Below are 16,408 nucleotides of genomic sequence, written 5' to 3'. Positions count from 1 at the left end.
TTAGGGAGAATTACAGATAACCGTTGGAGCCGAGATCGACTGCAAAGGTGACGTCGCGGACGCGCGATACCTCGCTGAGCACGCGGCCATCCGCGTGCAGCTCCAGCCAGCGATAGCCGGGGGCGCAGTCGTCCAGGGAGAAATTGCGCTGCCCGGGACGGAACTGTATGCAGGTGGAGGGGGTGCTCATCAGCCGCACGGCACCGCGCTGGCGCTCATATTGCTGGTGGACGTGCCCCCAGATGACGGCTTTCACCGCAGGGCTGGCATCGACGATACGGAAAAAATCCGCCGCGTCGTCTACCTTCTGCTGGTCGAGCCAGGTACAGCCGATCGGTACCGGCTGATGATGCAGACAGATGAGGCTGTGAAGGCCCTCTGCACGTCCCGCCGCGAGCCCGCTTTCGAGACGGGCGAGCTCCTCGTTGCCGAGGTGGCCGCCAACCTGGCCAGGCAGCTGTGAATCGAGCAGCATAATCTGCCAGCCGCCAAGGCGGATCTCGCCGGCAAGCCGCTTTTCGCCGGCTACCTCGAGCATGACGCTACGGTCATCGTGGTTGCCCGGAAGCCATACGTGCCGGCTACCGAGTCCGGCAAAATACTCGAGCAGGCGTTCGTAGGCGCCACGCTCGCCGTGGTTGGACAGGTCACCGGTGCCCAAAACCAGGTCGATGACCGGCTGCTCGCTTCGCACCAGGTCGAGCACCGCCTGCAGCGAGCGGTCCGTATCCATGCCGAGCAGCTTGCCATTGGCCTCGCCCTGCAGGTGGGTATCCGTTATCTGCACCAGCCGTACAACGTCACCGCTGTGCTCGAGCTCTCGTGCGCGCCCGGACATGGAGGCCACCTGCGTTATACCTGAGGTGTGCGGCGGAGGCTGTCGGGCAGGCTCGCGAGGCCGTTGGCAAGGCAGTGCTCCAGCCAGTCCGCCAGAAAGCGGTTCTGCTGATTTTTTTCATCCTGCTGGTGCATGGCGGGATTCGGGTAGGCGTAGCGTGCCTGGACAGTGCCGCTTGCCTGAAAGGAGCCGACCTCAAGCATTGCCGCGTCGTGGTAGGCGCGGACTTCCATCTGCAGCGGTGCGAGCCAGGCCCGGGCCACAGGGCGCGAGGCGATGCGGAATATCGTGGTGTAGCGACTGCGCTCGATCACGTCGATCGACACGCGCTCGTCAAGCAGCGCGAACTCGGTCCGGTTGCTGACTTCGTAGGCCGGGAAAACACGCATCATGCGGGCGTAGTTCGCCTCGCAGACCGCATGCAATCCGGTCAGGTCCACAGTGTAGCGCTGTCTATGCATAACAGGTGCAGATATGAGCTCTCTCCCGAGATAGGCCGCAGAAGTGTAACACCTGTCATGGGCAGCGCCAGCGGCACCCCCGGTTTTGTTAATTGCGGCACATGCGCGGCATGGCCGGTCCTGCTACACTCGGCTTCCGGATTTTTTCAGAACTCACAGGACGCACTACCGATGCCTATCCGCGCGGCGATTTTCCTTTTCCTGGGGCTGGCGAGCCTTACCCTGACAGCCCGCGGAGACTCACTGCGGGACATCTACGAAACGGCGCTGGAAAACGACGCCCAGCTCCGTGCCGAGCAGGCGCAGTACCGGGCCACTCTGGAAACCGAGAAATCGGCGCTGTCCGCGCTGCTTCCGCAGATCTCGGGCACGTACGAGATCACCAACAACGAACGGATTGCCCAGCAGGAGAACTTCTCCGTCAACCAGGATACCGGGGAGGTCGGCGTTATCGATACCGAGACCACGGTCAATACCGACGTCAAAGGCTATACCTTCTCACTGCAGCAGGCCATTTTCGATCTGCCTGCCTGGTTCATTTTCCAGTCGGGCAAGGAAATCACGCGGCAGGCGGAAGCCACATTCGCCGCCAATCAGCAGAACCTGATCCTGCGGGTGGTCGAAGCCTACCTTGCGGTCCTGCGCGCGCAGGACAACCTGGAAGCCACGAAAGCACAGGAACGTGCCTTCGAGCGCCAGCTGGAGCAGACCCAGCAGCGCTTCGAAGTGGGTCTGATCGCCATTACCGACGTGCATGAGGCCGAGGCCGCCTACGATCTGGCCCAGGTCAACCGGATCGTTGACGAGAACAACGTCGACGTGGCGCTGGAGAGGCTGTCCGTTCTCACCGGTCGCGAGCACAACAACCTTGACGTACTCGATGAGGATTTCGAGATCAAGAAGCCCGAGCCGCTCGACCGCTCGGCGTGGGTCGAGTTTGCCCTGGCCAACAACTTCAACCTGAAGGCGGCGAAGTACGCCGAGGAAGCGGCACGCCAGAGCGCAAGGGCGAGCCAGATGGCGCACGCACCCACCCTGCGCGGCCGTGCGAGCTACTCGGACCAGGAAACCACGGGTTCGCTGAATCGGGTGCCGGCGACGCCCTTCGACGCCGCGCCGGACAGCCAGGTAGAGAACACCTCGTTCGGGTTGGTTCTTGAGGTGCCGCTGTTCTCCGGCGGCGCCGTCAGCGCGGAGCGACGTCGCGCCGCGCAGGAATTCATCGGCGCACGCGAGGAGCGCATCAACCTGTCACGCAATACGGTAACCAATGCCCGCTCCCTGCACATGACGGTGCTGAGCGATGTGGCGCGGGTTGCCGCCCGGCGCCAGAGCATCGTCTCCTCACAGAGCGCCCTCGATGCCACCCAGGCTGGCTACGAAGTGGGCACGCGCAATATCGTTGACGTTCTCAACGCGCAGAACACGCTGTTCGCGGCGCAGCGGGACTACGCCAATTCCCGCTACGACTACGTACTCAACATGCTGCGCCTGAAGGAACAGGCAGGCCTGCTGAGTCCGGAGGACATCTACGCGCTCGACAGTGAACTGGAAAGCCCACCCCCACCCACCGCCTCGTCGGGAAACTGATCGCCCTTTAGACCCCTAGCGTGGCGGCAGCAGGCGCCGCACCTGGGCCTCAATCTGCGCCCGGGCGCCGCGATTGCCCGCTACCGCCAGAGACCCTGCATTGCCCATCGCCTGTCTCCGGGCCGGGTCTCGCGCCAGTTCGCACAGAACCTTCCCCAGATCTTCAGCGTCCTCCACCAGCGCCAGGGCACCGCTGGCCAACAGTAGATCGCGCACCGCGGTGAAGTTGAACAGTGATTCCCCGGACAGCACGGGCACGCCCAGCGCGGCGGGTTCCAGCAGGTTGTGTCCACCCCGCGGCACCAGACTACCACCGACAAAGGCGACATCCGCGGCACCGAGCAGCAGCAGCAGCTCACCCACCGTGTCACCCAGCAACACGGCGGTATCCGCGCCCGGCGACTCGCCAAGACTGCGACGACAGGTCTGCCAGCCGGCGGCGGTGCACAGGCCGTGAACCGCCTCGAACCGCTCGGGATGCCGGGGCACCAGTAGCAGCAGGGCATCCGGTACCTGCCGGCGCAGGGCGGCAAAGGCCCTCAGCACGGCTTCATCCTCCCCGGCATGCGTGCTCGCTGCAGCAAAAATGAAGCGCCCGGCGCAGTGCCACTCGGCCAGCAGTGCCTGAATCCGCCCCGGCAGGCTGCCGCCGACATCCAGGTCAAACTTGATATTGCCGCACACGCTGAGACGATCGGCAGGCACGCCCAGGGCCGCGAAACGGCTGGCATCGTCCTGCGTCTGACAGGCCACATGGCTGACACACGACAGCAGTCTGCGGCCGAACTGACCCAGCCGGGCATAGCCGCGAAAAGAGCGCTCGGACAGACGGGCATTGGCCAGCAGCACCGGACAATGCCGCTGACGGCAGCCATGCAGCAGGTTGGGCCACAGTTCGGTCTCGATCAGCAGCAGAAGCTGCGGCCGGTGCCGGGCCAGGAATCGACCGACGGCGCCGGGTGTATCCAGGGGTGCATAGACATGCAGCACGCGCTCGCCGAACAGTGCACGCACCTGATGCGAGCCGGTGGGCGTTGTCGTGGTGACCAGCACGGGGGTGCCGGAATATTCGGCAAGCAGGAACTCCACCAGCGGACGGGCGGCAAGTGTCTCGCCCAGCGACACAGCGTGCAGCCACAGCACGGGGCCCGGATCAGGGCGCGCCGCACGACTCTCGTTGCCGGGCGCCAGCCCGAGACGCTCACCCCAGCGCCGCCGATAGGCGGGGGTCGCACGCGAGCGCCACAGCAGACGCAGAAACACCAGGGGCAGAAGCAGGCGGAAAACCGTGCTGTACACAAGGCGCATGGGGCTTACCGGGAAACAACGTCGGGCAGCCAGCATAACGAGGCGCTGTCGCGCTTGCCAGCCTTCCGCAAAGGCGCTAGCGTGCGCCGCTTTCCGGACTTGCTGTGGACCGCCAGATGACCGTAGAACTGCCCATACCCGTCGACAGCGTCAAGGGCTTCCTGTCGATCGATGAAGGCGAGGCCCTGTATCACCACGGCAAGGCCGCCTGCGCACACGGGCCGCTGCTGGAAATCGGCAGCTATTGCGGCCGTTCGACGCTGTATCTTGCCCTGGCCTGTCGCGACGCGGGCGGCCACGTTTTCGCCGTGGATCATCATCGCGGGTCCGAGGAACACCAGCCCGGTGAAATGTTTCACGACAGCGGGCTGGTCGATCCGCGCAGCGGAACGCTGGATACCTTCCATGAATTTCGCAGCAATCTGCAGCGCGCGGGCCTTGAGGACGTGGTCATACCGGTGGTGGCTCCCGCCGGACGCTTCGCCGCGTGCTTCCAGGGATCGCTCGGGCTCGTTTTCATCGATGGCGGCCACAGCCTGGACGCCGCGCTGGCGGACTACCGGGCATGGTCAACCCGACTCAGCACCGGCGGGCTCCTTGCCATCCACGACGTCTATCCCGATGCCGCGGAGGGTGGGCAGGCACCGATCACCGTGTACCGGCTGGCGCTGGCCTCGGGGCTGTTCGAGTCTGTCGACAGCAGCGGCAGTCTGCGGATTCTGCGCCGCCACTGAGGGAATCAGAGGATTGGCTTGCTGCGGTTGGCGCGATGCCTCGCGGCGTCAGACGCCGGCAGGTCCACCCGGGTAAAGAGTGTCGAGGCCGCGGTGTGTCCGGTCAGCGCATCGGCGGCGAGCAGGATTGCAGCGGCAGTCCAGGTCGGCTTCTCCTCCGGCCAGAGCAGATCCTCGACGAACTGATAGCCGGTCCAGTAGGCACCGTCGCTGCTGCGCCAGCGGTGCAGCCAGCTGTAGAGTTCGACCGCGCGGGCATGATCACCCGCCGCCAGCAGGGCCATGACCAGCTCGCAGGATTCCGCCACCGTGACCCAGGGCTCTTCCACGACGCAGCGACAGCCAAGGCCGGTCTCGACAAAGGCCTCCCAGCGCGCGGCAAGACGCGTGCGGGCGGCGCCGCCCTGCAGGACCCCCGTCAGAATCGGGTAGAACCAGTCCATCGAGTAGCGGGACTTGGACGCCCAGGTGCGATCGAAACGTTCGGGGGCCTCACGCAGCGCCGCACCGAGGCGGCTGCGCGCCAGAACCCAGTCGGGCCGGGGGCTGCGCACGGCGTGGGCAATATTGATGGCACACTCGAGGCTTTTGTAGATGGAGCTGCAGCCGGTAATGAGGGCATCCTCGAGGGACCGGCCGGCGGCGTCCACGGCCCAGTGGATCTCACCGTATTCTGTCTGCTGTGCCAAAACGAAAGCGACGGCCCGCTGCACCATCGGCCAGCAACGCAGGAGGAACTCGCGGTCCTCGCTGATCAGGTAATGATGCCAGACGCCCGCGGCAACATAGGCGACAAAATTGGTTTCCCGGCGTCCCCGATTTTCGGCAATGTCGCCGCGATAGGCTGCCCACCAGCTGCCGTCGTCCAGCTGTCGCGCCTGCAGCCAGGCATAGGCCCGCTCTGCCGCCGCGAGCTCGCCACCGATGGACAGGCCCATCGCCGCCTCCACGTGATCCCAGGGGTCGGTATGACCGCCTTCGAACCAGGGAATATCGCCGCTGCCGCGCTGGCTTTGCAGCAGGAACTCGACCGTGGGGCGCAGGAATTGCTCGGGATAAAGACCGGGCCCGAGGTAGAGGCCACTCATGTGGCAACACGCTTGTGGAAATACATGACCACACTCTTGCCCATCCAGGGATTCAGCAGGCGTTCGAGGGTTCTCGTGACCCTGGGCTTATCGAGCATGTCCCAGACCAGTAGTCGATGATACTGGCGTATCAGGGCATTCGTCCCGCGGGTACGCCAGAACAGGCACTGCAGCCACCAGTAGGGGGCATGCAGCGCATGGGCGCCATGCCGGTAATAGCAGGCAAAGCCCATCCCCGTGATTTCCGCCTGCAGGCGACGTCTGCTGAAAATACGCAGGTGGCCGCCGGGGACGTCATGATAGGCGCGGCTCAACCACCAGCAGATACGCTCAGGCCAGGCGCGGGGAACGCTGATACACAGCAGGCCGCCAGGGCGCAGCACCCGGCGTATCTCCTGCAGCACAGCGCGGTAATCTTCGATGTGCTCCAGCACTTCACTGCAGATAACGGCGTCGAGACTGTCGTCCGCCAGAGGCAGAGCCAGCGCACTGGCATTGGCCAGCGCGAACATCGCATCATCGCTGTTACGCCGGAATTCCCCGTGCCTGCTGCGCGCCGTGAGAAGGTCGGGGAGGGACAGATCGATACCGAGAACATCGGCCCCATCGTGCAGGTGCGCCGCTACGGCGTGGCGACCCTCTCCACAGCCCAGATCGAGCACCCGCTGCCCGGGGAGCAGGGGAAAGTGGCATCGGTCAACGGTTTGCAAGGGACAGCACCCGGCGGTAATAGGCGACCATGTCGCGGGCACACACATCCCAGCTGAAGGTCTCGACAATCCGTCGGCGCGCCGCGTCACCGAGTGCACGGCGACGGGCGGGATCGCGCAGCAGGGCATTGATGGCCTGCGCCAGCGCACCGGCATCTGCTGCAGGGACCAGCAGGCCCGCATCGCCGACAATCTCGGGCAGGGCCCCGGCGTCCGTCGCCACTACGGGAACACCGCAGGCCATGGCCTCTCCCGCGGGTAGGCCGAATCCCTCGTAAAGCGAGGGTACTACCGCAACCGTGGCCCGGGCATAGTGCGTTACCAGGTCCTCCGTGCTGATGTGACTGACGAAGGTAATGGCCTGGCGCAGCCCCAGTTCATCGACAAGCCTTTCCGTCTTTCCCCCCGGCTTCGGCCGGCTGACCAGCAGCAGCTCCAGGCCGGGGTACTGTCGCCGCAGGTCGGCAAAGGCCAGCAGCAGGTAGCGCAGGCCCTTGAGTGGCGCGTCGGCGGAGGCTGTCGCCATGATGCGCAGTGGCTCGCGCTTCACCTGCTCGAGCGGGCGGAACGTTGCCGTATCAATCCCGTTGTAAACGACATCCACCTGCTCCACCGGTCGGCCGAAATCACGCGCAATATCCCGTCGCGAGCACTCCGAGACCGTAATGACGTGCTGCAGCCTGCGTGCGACACGGGTCTGCATGGTAAGAAAACGGTGCCAGCGGCGCACGAGCAGGCGCTCGGTGACGCTGTTGGCCGCATCCAGCGCAATACGCAGGTCGTTGGTAATGGGATGATGCACTGTGGTTACCAGCGGCAGGCCCGCCGCCTGCAGCGCCAGCATGCCATAGCTCAGGCTCTGGTTATCATGGATCAGATCGTACTCATGGCCGTGGCGACGCAGGTACTTCAGGGCGCGTCGGCCGAAGGTGTACGGTTCGGCGAATCCGCCGGTGAGCTTGCTCAGCCATTCCACCGTGTCAGTGTAGGAGAGCAGATGTCGCGGGCGCAGGGACTGCAGGCCGTTTTCAAACAGGTCCAGGCTCGGCAACGGTATCAGCCGCACCCGGGGATCCAGGTGCGGGTAGGGCGGGCCCGAGATCACATCGACGCGATGCCCCGCATCAACCAGCGCCTTGCTGAGATACTTCAGGTAAATGCCCTGCCCGCCGCCAAAGGGCTGTGAGCGGTAACCGAGCAGTGCGATGGACAGCGCGCTGAAACCGGCAACCGCGAGGGCACCGCCTGGCGTTGAACCCGGCATCGGTGCCGCGGTGTCGCGCCGCAGCACAGCCGCAGAAACCCCGTCCACCGGCAGGCTTGCGTCCTGAATGGGTTCAATCTGTGTGATGACAACGTCTCCGAAGGGCCCGGCGAAAGGGGTTTTTCACGAGGCGCACAATATTATCAATCGCGGTAACGGAATTCACGCACAACGCAGTTCGGGTGATCGCAGCACGGACAAGCAGAAGATATACTCTGACCACGGCGAGACAGGTTGACAGCGCAATGGCGGTATAAATGGCAGTACAAACAGCATACAAGGGCATTATTCTCGCGGGTGGCTCCGGCACCCGGCTACACCCGCTCACGAGCACCGTGAGCAAGCAGCTAATGCCGGTGTACGACAAGCCCATGATCTACTACCCCCTCGCCACGCTCATGCTCGCGGGGATACGCGACATACTGATCATTACCACGCCCCGGGACCAGCGCGCCTTTGCAGATCTTCTCGGGGATGGCTCCCAGTGGGGAATCTCCCTGCAATACACGGTGCAGCCGAGCCCCGACGGCCTCGCCCAGGCATTCATTCTGGGCGCGGACTTTATCGACAAGGCCCCCTGCGCCCTGGTTCTTGGCGACAACATCTTTTACGGCGGCGGCTTCACGCAGTGCCTGAAAAGCGCCGCGGCGCGCGATCGGGGAGCCTCGGTATTCGCCTACTACGTGCAGGATCCCGAGCGCTACGGCGTGGTGGAATTCAGCAGCGACGGTACCGCCGTGGACATCGAGGAAAAGCCGGCACAGCCGCGTTCCAACTACGCCGTTACCGGGCTGTATTTCTATGACAACGACGTACTCGATATCGCCGCGGGTATCACACCCTCGCGGCGGGGCGAGCTGGAAATTACCGACGTCAACAAGGCGTATCTTGCCCGCGGCGATCTGCAGGTCGAGGTTATGAGTCGCGGCACGGCGTGGCTCGACACCGGAACCCACAACTCGCTGCTCGACGCCGCCAACTTCATCCGTGTGGTCGAGGAGCGACAGGGGCTGAAAATTGCCTGTCCGGAGGAAATCGCCTTCCGCATGGGTTATATCAACGCGGCACAGCTGGAGAGGCTGGCCGCTCCCCTCGAGAAAAGCGGTTATGGCCTGTATCTGCAGGGTCTGCTGCGCGACGACGGCGTGATGCTGAATGAATTTTGAAGCCACAACGCTGCCCGGCGTTTATCTGCTGAAACCCCGGGTGTTCGGCGACGCGCGGGGGTTCTTCCTCGAAAGCTGGAACGCCGACACCTTCCGCAATGCCGGTTTCGAGCTGTCATTCGTACAGGACAACCACAGCCGCTCCGAGGGCGGCACGCTTCGGGGCCTGCACTACCAGACCCGACACACCCAGGGAAAACTGGTGCGCGTCACAGCGGGCAGCGTCTTTGACGTTGCCGTTGACGTACGCCGCGACTCACCGACCTTCGGCCAGTGGTTCGGCACTGTACTCGACGATATCGAGCATCACCTGCTGTGGATACCCCCGGGCTTCGCGCACGGGTTTTACGTGATATCAGACAGCGCCGACTTCCAGTACAAGTGCACCGATCGCTACCATCCCGACAGCGAGATCACCCTGGCCTGGGACGATCCGGCGATCGCTATCGACTGGCCACTGATAAACGGCCGGGGCCCGACACTCTCGGACAAGGACCGCCATGGACTGGCCCTCGCCGAGGCGCCGCTCCTTGGCTGATGAGCCGCCAGTTGGCGGCAGATGTGGACACGCGTCACACCGGGGAACAGGTCCCTGTTCAGCAACACCCGACCATGGTATGAACGGAGGATGAGGGGAACATCGCCGGAAGCAACATTCACGATGCGGCGCGGCAGTCTGGCCGCCCTGCTGCTTTTACTGTTGCTGTCGGGATGCGCCGAGGAGCCGCTCAAGGTCGGTATCCGCAGCTGGATAGGTTACGACGTCATTCCCATGGCAAGGCAGTGGGGGTGGATTGGTCCGGAAGTGGAACTGATCCCCCGGGAATCCGCTGCGGAATCGCTGTCGGGGCTCGCCAGCGGCGAACTGCAGGCGGCCTGCCTGACCCTTGACGAAGTCATACGCGGCCTCGACCAGGGGCTGTCGCTGACCATCGTCGCCGTCATGAATGTCTCCTCAGGCGCCGACTCCCTGCTGGTGCGGCCGGGCATCAACTCGGTGGCGGACCTGCGCGGCGCGCGCATCGCGCTGCAGACATCCGGCGCCAATATGCTCATGCTGACCGCGGCCCTGGCTTCCGGCGGCCTCGCGCTCTCGGACATCGAGCTGGTGGAAGCAACGCCCGCGGATCTCCCGGGCCTCTGGGAGGCAGGGGATATCGCCGCGGTGGCGACCTACGAGCCCCACGCCCGCGCCCTGCGCAACATCGGTGCCGTGACACTGCTGTCGAGCCGGGACACCCCGGAACTCATTTTCGATGTGATTGCGGTTCGCAGTGATGCGGTGAAAACGCGGAAAAAGGCGCTGGCGAACCTGGTCAGCGCGATTCTGAGAGCGCAGTCACACGTCCACGACAACCCGGTCGATACGGTCTATCGCCTGGCGAGCCTGCGGGGGAATCCCGTATGGGTCACCGAGGAAGAACTGCGCCATGTGGTGATCCCCACTCTCGACAGGCAGCATGGCTATTTCGACCGAGATTCCCCGCTGTCTGCCGCCGTAGGTCGCATCAATGAACTGTTCGTCAACGCCGGAGTGACAAACTCACCACAGGGCAACGCCGGCCTGCTGGATCCAGCGTATCTACCGGAGCTGCCAGAGTGATCGGGATGCGTCGCATCATCGCCATGCTGCTCCTTGTGACCGCGCAGGTCACGGTGGCCGCCGCGCAGGACGCACCCGGGACGCACATTCGCCTCGGCATCAGCATGGAACGCTCGTCCTCCGCGTTCAGGGAACAGATTGCCGCCATGCGTGGATTTTTTCAGGCCTCGGGGATTGACTGGATCAGCCTGCATCCGCTGCCGCCCGACGAGTTGATGCAGGCAATCCGCAACCGTCAGCTGGACGCGGCCCTGCTGAATCCCTACCAGACAGCCCAGGCCCAGCAAATCGATCAGCGGACACGTCCCCTCGTGGCTTTCCAGGCCAAGGTTCCGGGCGGCCGCGTCGGCGGCGTTGGCGGCGTGATACTGGCCCGTGCTGACGCGACGGACATCCGCGAACTCGCAGATTTGCGCGGGCGGCGGGTGGGCATCACCAGTCGCGACTCCTTTGGTGGCTATGCTGCCCCGCTCTATGAGCTGCATCTGCTGGATCCACAGCTGCCGGGTTCCCTGCAGATCACGGAGACCGGCTCGCACCGCAACGCCATTGCATCACTGCTCGCGGGAGAGGTCGATGTCGCTTTCATCGAGACCGTGATCCTCGAACAGCTGATCGCCGAAGAGGCATTTGGTGCAGACGCCCTGCGAGTGATCAATGCGCAGAACCTGTCTGCCTATCCCGTGGCAACGTCCACACAGCTGTACCCCGGCTGGGCGCTTGTCGGTCTGCCCAGCCTCACGGGCAGCCAGACCGATGCGCTTCTGCAGATACTACTGGATGTGCGTCGGCGCGAGATCAGTGGTCTGTACGGCGATTTTTCCCTCGCACCGAACTACGCGCCAGTGCATCGCATTCTCACCGAACTGGGTCTGCCCCCCTACCATCGCACTTCCGGCATTTCCTGGCTCGACATCTGGAGAAACGAACCCCTGACCATGCTGCTGTGGGTCAGCATCACTATCGCGGCGTTCCTGTTTGCGGGCTTCCTGATGGTCTACACGCGGCGCATACGCGCTCTTTTTCAGCAGGAAAAACTCAACGCGCGGCGCGAGCGCGCCCTGCGCGACATGCCCACCGACATTGATCCGGTGGACATCCGCGCCTTCGTGCGCACTCAGCTTAGCGTGATCCGCCAGCTGACCGGCAGTCACTTCGCCGGCATTTACACAATAGACCGTGAAAGTCAGCAGATCGAAGCCTATGCGCTGGACGCCGAAACACTCGACGGCAGCGCGTCAGCGTCTTTACAGAGTGAACCGCTGCTGGCCGGTGGCGGGTGGGCAGAGAGCAGCGATTGCGCACAGTCACTGATACTCAATGACTATCACCGCACCGCTCACAGGCAGGTGTTGCCCGGTGCGGATAGGGCAATGGAACGGCTGCTGCTATCGCCGGTAGAGCCCGGTTCCGGCGATATCATCATGGGCGTGGGCAACAAACGCACGACCTACTCTGCGCAGGACCTGAAGACGGTCGAACTCCTGTCGGCACAGCTCTGGCGCACGGTACGACGCAGCGAAGCCGAAGCGCTGCTCGAGGCCAAGGACCGTGAGGCACGCGCCAGCGCGGAGCTGCTGCAGGGCGTATTCGACAGTTTTGCCGGCGGTATCATTGTCTATGGCGGTGCCGGCGGCATACAGCTTATGAACCCCATGGCTTCGGAGTTCTTCGGTGTCAGCGCCAGGGATGTCATTGGCCGCGAGCTCCGGGACTTCGGCTGGACATTCTGTGACAAGGATGGCGCTCAGGTGAGCAGGGATTCCGACCCGGTGTCACAGGTTCTGGGACAACGCCGCGCTGTCAGCAACCTGACGCTCGGCGTGTCTCGCGAGGGAACCCGTGCGACCGCCTGGGTACTGATGAATATCCGTCCGCTGCTGGACAGTGCAGGCAGTATTTCCCGGATTGTCGTCTCCTTTGCCGATGTCAGCAGCATGAAGAACGCGGAAAACGAACTGCAGCTGGCAGCAGAAGTCTTCGAGACCGCGGCCGAGGGCATCATTATTGCGGATGCCGAGTGGCGCATTATCAACGTCAACCGCGCCTTCAGCGAAATCACCGGCTATACCCCCGACGAGGTGAAAGGGAAGACGCCGGCCATTCTGCGCTCCAGTGCGCACGATCAGGACTTCTACGAGCGGATGCTCGATGAGCTGCGCACCGCCGGCAAGTGGCGCGGCGAACGCACCAGCCGGCGCAAGGACGGCGCGCACTTCCACGAGATGCTCTCGGTGAATACCGTCACCGACGGCAGAGGTGAGGTGGCGCGCTACATTGCGGTATTTTCCGACATCAGCCTGCTCAAGCACCAGCAGGCGGAGCTGGAGCACCAGGCCTACTACGATGCGCTGACCGGTGTTCCCAACCGGGCGCTGGGCGTGGAATCGCTGAAGCTGGCCATGCAGCAGTGCCAGCGGCGGGGCCGCCTGGTGGCAGTCGCGTACATCGATCTCGACAACTTCAAGGAGGTCAACGACACCCACGGCCACGACGTGGGTGACAAGCTGCTGAAAATGCTCGCGGCGCGCATGCACGTCGCGCTGCGGGAGGGGGACACACTGGCGAGAATCGGAGGCGATGAATTTGTCGCCATTCTCAGTGATCTGCAGCGGGAAACCGACTGCCTGCCCATTGTTGAGCGCCTGCTGGCGCTGTCGACCGAGCCTGTCACTATCGATGGCCAGGTGCTCAGTCCCACAGCGAGTATTGGCATCAGCCACTATCCCCTGGGAGAAAACGAGCTGGACGCCGAACAGCTGCTGCGTCAGGCAGACCACGCCATGTACCAGGCCAAGACGGAGGGTCGCAATTGCTTCCGTCTGTTCGACCAGGCCAGCAACCAGCTGCTGGAAGACAAGCACCAGCTGGTCAACGAGGTGCGGCGGGGGATTGCCGCCAACGAATTCCGGCTTCACTACCAGCCCAAGGTTGACCTCAACACCGGAAGGATCCACGGTGCCGAGGCCCTCATACGCTGGCAGCATCCCGATCGGGGTTTTCTGCCACCCAACCGCTTCCTGATACCCCTGGAAAACCACAGCGTACTGATCGAGCTTGGCGACTGGGTCATCGACCAGGCCCTGCGCGACCTCAGCCTGCTTGCAGAGTCGGGTACCGACCTCTCGGTCAGCGTGAACATTTCACCGCCGCAACTGCTGGTGGAGGGCTTTGCCGAGAGCATCCGCCGCCGCCTGCTGGCGCACCCGATGCTGGAAGGACGGCAGCTCGAGCTGGAGATACTGGAGACCAGTGCACTGGAGAATACCCGCGATGTCGCCGAGGTCATCAGCGCCTGTGCCGAGTTCGGCGTGCACTTTGCCCTGGACGACTTTGGCTCAGGCTATTCGTCACTGGTCTATCTGCAGGCGCTGCCCATCGACACCCTGAAAATCGACCAGACCTTCGTTCGCAACATGACCAGTGAGAGCGCGGACATCGCCATCCTGCGCGCCATCGTGTCGCTGGCGAGGGCGCTGGACATCAAGATCGTCGCGGAAGGCGCCGAAACCGAAGAGCACTGCCGCCTGCTGCGCGCCCTCGGCTGTGAAGTCGCCCAGGGCTATGCCTTCGCCAGGCCGATGCCGCTGGAGGAACTCATCAACTGGCTGAAGGACTGGCAACCGTCACGGGCCTTCCCGGCGGACACCGCTTCCGGTCGGGATGCGGCGATGGGGTCAGGCTGACGCTCAGGCCTGCAGCAGTGGCTGCCACCATGCCGTGTGGTCGAGGTACCAGTCGATCGTGCGCGCGATGCCGCTCTCGAAGGTCTCCCGCGGCGAGTAATCCAGCTCCCTGGCCGCTTTGCCGGCGTCGATGGCATAGCGCCAGTCGTGGCCGGCACGGTCCGGCACAAAGGTGACCAGGTCACGGGCGGCGCCACCGCGTGCTGCCGGAGCATCGGGAAAGCGCTGAGCCAGCTGACTGTCTGCGAAGAAGCGCGCGTCCAATGCGTCACACAGCAGCCGCACGATATCCAGGTTGTTCCACTCGTTATTGCCGCCAATGTTGTAGACCTCGCCGACACGGCCGCTTTCCAGCACGCTATCGATACCGCGGCAGTGATCCTCGACGTAAAGCCAGTCGCGGATGTTGCTGCCGTCGCCATAGACCGGCAGCGCGCGTCCGCGAAGGATATTGGTCAGGCACAGAGGAATCAGCTTCTCGGGATAGTGATAGGGGCCGTAATTGTTCGAGCAGTTGCTGGTGGTCACCTGCAGGCCGTAGGTGTGGTGGCTGGCGCGCACCAGATGATCAGACGCCGCCTTGCTCGCCGAATAGGGCGAATTGGGCGCATAGCGATGCCCTTCGTGGAAGGCGGCCTCGCCCGCCGCAAGAGAGCCATAGACCTCATCGGTAGACACGTGGTGAAAGCGGTGTGGCCTGCCATCGCCCGCCAGCCAGACAGCTCTGGCCGCTTCCAGCAGCGTATGGGTGCCGAGGATATTGGTGCGCATGAAATCATCCGGCCCGGTAATGGAGCGATCGACGTGGCTCTCCGCCGCGAAGTGCACGATCGTGTCCACCGCGTGGGTTTTCAGGCAATCCACCACCCGCTCCCGATCGCAGATATCCGCGTGAATGAAATGAAAGTTGTCGGCCGGCTCCAGCGCGGCCAGGCTGGCACGGTTGCCCGCATAGGTCAGTGCATCATAGACAATGACCGTGTCCTCCGGGTGGGCCGTCATCCAGTAGTGGGCAAAGTTGGCGCCGATGAAGCCGGCCCCACCCGTGACCATCAGCGTTCTAGTGGCGGTCATGGGAACTGTCCTCGGGATTCCGGTTTTTGAGATCCTGCAGCATCCTGCGCAGCTGCGCGCGCCAGTGCAGCGGCTGCAGCGACAGGTCGCGCCAGGTATCGCGCTTGTCCAGAACGCTGCAGGCCGGGCGCCGTGCCGCTGTCGGGTAATCCGTCGTGGCGATGGGCAGGATGTACGGCGCCCGCTGCAGCAGTCCGAGGGCACAGGCCTCTTCTGCGATGGCAACGGCAAAATCGTACCAGCTGCAGACGCCGGCATCGCTCCAGTGGTAAATGCCACAGAGATCGGGATTTTCCGCAAAAGCCCACAGCGTCGTGGCCAGGCCGCGCGCCCAGGTGGGCGTCCCGACCTGATCTGCCACCACGCCGAGCTCGCTCTTGTCGGCCATCAGGCGAAGCATGGTCAGCACGAAATTACCGCCGTGGCGTGAGTATACCCAGCCGGTGCGAAGCACCAGGCCACCCGCATCACCGCTGCGCAGGCGCGTCTCACCGGCCAGCTTGCTGGCGCCATAGACGCCCAGGGGGCCGGTGGTGTCTGTGGGCTGGTAGGGCCGGCCTGAGGCCCCATCGAAAACAAAGTCCGTGGAGACATGCAGCATCCGGATATCGCGCTCGCGGCAGGCGGTCGCCAGCAGCCCCACGGCGACATCGTTGACCGCATGGGCAGCCTCGCGATCCGTTTCCGCGCGATCGACCGCGGTATAGGCAGCGGCGTTGATCAACGCCGCTGGGCGTACCCGCGACAGCGCATCGGCAATGCTCGCGGCATCGGTGATATCCAGCGCGTCACGCTCGAGGGCGACACATTCGACACCCTGCGGCACGCTGAAACCCAGTTCGCGCCCGAGCTGGCCGTGGGCCCCGGTAACGAGAACGCGCAACAT

Annotated in this window: 14 protein-coding genes; 6 read left to right on the top strand and 8 right to left on the bottom strand. The window is 64.0% G+C overall.

Annotation, left to right across the window (positions count from 1 at the left end; all coding sequences use genetic code 11):
• Positions 1-10 precede the first annotated feature (10 nt).
• Complete coding sequence (cpdA, locus tag EV688_RS14495; protein WP_117319134.1) at positions 11-838, bottom strand: 3',5'-cyclic-AMP phosphodiesterase; 828 nt, start codon at positions 836-838, stop codon at positions 11-13.
• 14 nt (positions 839-852) lie between these two features.
• Positions 853-1,299, bottom strand: a complete 447-nt coding sequence (locus tag EV688_RS14490) for a DUF1249 domain-containing protein (protein WP_117319135.1) — start codon at positions 1,297-1,299, stop codon at positions 853-855.
• Between the two features lie 171 nt (positions 1,300-1,470).
• On the opposite strand from EV688_RS14490, the gene EV688_RS14485 reads away from it, so the two are divergent.
• Positions 1,471-2,889: a TolC family outer membrane protein gene (locus EV688_RS14485; RefSeq protein WP_117319136.1), complete on the top strand. Its 1,419-nt coding sequence runs from the start codon at positions 1,471-1,473 to the stop codon at positions 2,887-2,889.
• A 15-nt stretch (positions 2,890-2,904) separates the two neighbouring features.
• On the opposite strand, the gene waaA is transcribed toward EV688_RS14485, so the two are convergent.
• Positions 2,905-4,197, bottom strand: a complete 1,293-nt coding sequence (gene waaA, locus EV688_RS14480; RefSeq protein ID WP_117319137.1) for a lipid IV(A) 3-deoxy-D-manno-octulosonic acid transferase — start codon at positions 4,195-4,197, stop codon at positions 2,905-2,907.
• 116 nt (positions 4,198-4,313) lie between these two features.
• On the opposite strand from waaA, the gene EV688_RS14475 reads away from it, so the two are divergent.
• Positions 4,314-4,931, top strand: a complete 618-nt coding sequence (locus tag EV688_RS14475) for a class I SAM-dependent methyltransferase (protein WP_117319177.1) — start codon at positions 4,314-4,316, stop codon at positions 4,929-4,931.
• Positions 4,932-4,936: 5 nt separating this feature from the next.
• On the opposite strand, the gene EV688_RS14470 is transcribed toward EV688_RS14475, so the two are convergent.
• Genes EV688_RS14470 through EV688_RS14460 form a run of 3 tightly spaced genes read right to left on the bottom strand, consistent with a single transcriptional unit; the run spans position 4,937 to position 8,020 of the window.
• Positions 4,937-6,019 carry a prenyltransferase/squalene oxidase repeat-containing protein gene (locus EV688_RS14470; protein ID WP_117319138.1) on the bottom strand — a complete coding sequence of 361 codons (1,083 nt, stop codon included), beginning with the start codon at positions 6,017-6,019 and terminating at the stop codon, positions 4,937-4,939.
• Positions 6,016-6,729, bottom strand: a complete 714-nt coding sequence (locus EV688_RS14465) for a class I SAM-dependent methyltransferase (RefSeq protein ID WP_117319139.1) — start codon at positions 6,727-6,729, stop codon at positions 6,016-6,018. The genes EV688_RS14470 and EV688_RS14465 overlap by 4 nt, the downstream gene beginning before the upstream one ends.
• Positions 6,716-8,020 (bottom strand): glycosyltransferase family 4 protein, encoded by a 1,305-nt coding sequence (locus EV688_RS14460; RefSeq protein ID WP_341539184.1) that lies wholly within the window; start codon positions 8,018-8,020, stop codon positions 6,716-6,718. The genes EV688_RS14465 and EV688_RS14460 overlap by 14 nt, the downstream gene beginning before the upstream one ends.
• 230 nt (positions 8,021-8,250) lie before the next feature.
• Here EV688_RS14460 and rfbA point away from each other — a divergent pair, with 230 nt between their 5' ends.
• The 4 genes from rfbA to EV688_RS14440 all read left to right on the top strand — a co-directional run bounded on the left by rfbA (position 8,251) and on the right by EV688_RS14440 (position 14,448).
• Positions 8,251-9,159 carry a glucose-1-phosphate thymidylyltransferase RfbA gene (gene rfbA, locus EV688_RS14455; RefSeq protein ID WP_117319140.1) on the top strand — a complete coding sequence of 303 codons (909 nt, stop codon included), beginning with the start codon at positions 8,251-8,253 and terminating at the stop codon, positions 9,157-9,159.
• Positions 9,149-9,697 (top strand): dTDP-4-dehydrorhamnose 3,5-epimerase, encoded by a 549-nt coding sequence (rfbC, locus tag EV688_RS14450; RefSeq protein ID WP_117319141.1) that lies wholly within the window; start codon positions 9,149-9,151, stop codon positions 9,695-9,697. The genes rfbA and rfbC overlap by 11 nt, the downstream gene beginning before the upstream one ends.
• 123 nt (positions 9,698-9,820) lie before the next feature.
• Positions 9,821-10,762 (top strand): ABC transporter substrate-binding protein, encoded by a 942-nt coding sequence (locus EV688_RS14445; RefSeq protein WP_165876894.1) that lies wholly within the window; start codon positions 9,821-9,823, stop codon positions 10,760-10,762.
• Positions 10,763-10,767: 5 nt separating this feature from the next.
• Entirely contained in the window at positions 10,768-14,448 is a 3,681-nt protein-coding gene (locus EV688_RS14440; protein ID WP_240624428.1) for an EAL domain-containing protein, read from the top strand.
• 3 nt (positions 14,449-14,451) lie between these two features.
• On the opposite strand, the gene rfbB is transcribed toward EV688_RS14440, so the two are convergent.
• The gene (gene rfbB / locus EV688_RS14435; protein WP_240624418.1) at positions 14,452-15,522 is read right to left on the bottom strand and encodes a dTDP-glucose 4,6-dehydratase; all 1,071 of its coding nucleotides are present in this window, start codon (positions 15,520-15,522) and stop codon (positions 14,452-14,454) included.
• Positions 15,509-16,408 carry a dTDP-4-dehydrorhamnose reductase gene (gene rfbD / locus EV688_RS14430; protein WP_338065956.1) on the bottom strand — a complete coding sequence of 300 codons (900 nt, stop codon included), beginning with the start codon at positions 16,406-16,408 and terminating at the stop codon, positions 15,509-15,511. Before rfbD ends, rfbB begins: the two co-directional genes overlap by 14 nt.

This window comes from Chromatocurvus halotolerans, from assembly GCF_004340525.1.
GTDB lineage: Bacteria > Pseudomonadota > Gammaproteobacteria > Pseudomonadales > Halieaceae > Chromatocurvus > Chromatocurvus halotolerans.
This window is presented reverse-complemented; position numbering and strand designations above follow the sequence as displayed.

Bases quoted from the DNA above. Each gene is read 5' to 3' on its own strand.
- rfbA (WP_117319140.1), top strand. From the start codon at position 8,251: ATGGCAGTACAAACAGCATACAAGGGCATTATTCTCGCGGGTGGCTCC.
- EV688_RS14475 (WP_117319177.1), top strand. From the start codon at position 4,314: ATGACCGTAGAACTGCCCATACCCGTCGACAGCGTCAAGGGCTTCCTG.
- rfbB (WP_240624418.1), bottom strand. From the start codon at position 15,522: ATGACCGCCACTAGAACGCTGATGGTCACGGGTGGGGCCGGCTTCATC.
- EV688_RS14490 (WP_117319135.1), bottom strand. From the start codon at position 1,299: ATGCATAGACAGCGCTACACTGTGGACCTGACCGGATTGCATGCGGTC.
- EV688_RS14470 (WP_117319138.1), bottom strand. From the start codon at position 6,019: ATGAGTGGCCTCTACCTCGGGCCCGGTCTTTATCCCGAGCAATTCCTG.
- EV688_RS14445 (WP_165876894.1), top strand. From the start codon at position 9,821: ATGCGGCGCGGCAGTCTGGCCGCCCTGCTGCTTTTACTGTTGCTGTCG.
- EV688_RS14440 (WP_240624428.1), top strand. From the start codon at position 10,768: ATGCGTCGCATCATCGCCATGCTGCTCCTTGTGACCGCGCAGGTCACG.
- waaA (WP_117319137.1), bottom strand. From the start codon at position 4,197: ATGCGCCTTGTGTACAGCACGGTTTTCCGCCTGCTTCTGCCCCTGGTG.
- EV688_RS14485 (WP_117319136.1), top strand. From the start codon at position 1,471: ATGCCTATCCGCGCGGCGATTTTCCTTTTCCTGGGGCTGGCGAGCCTT.
- cpdA (WP_117319134.1), bottom strand. From the start codon at position 838: ATGTCCGGGCGCGCACGAGAGCTCGAGCACAGCGGTGACGTTGTACGG.
- rfbC (WP_117319141.1), top strand. From the start codon at position 9,149: ATGAATTTTGAAGCCACAACGCTGCCCGGCGTTTATCTGCTGAAACCC.
- rfbD (WP_338065956.1), bottom strand. From the start codon at position 16,408: ATGTTGCGCGTTCTCGTTACCGGGGCCCACGGCCAGCTCGGGCGCGAA.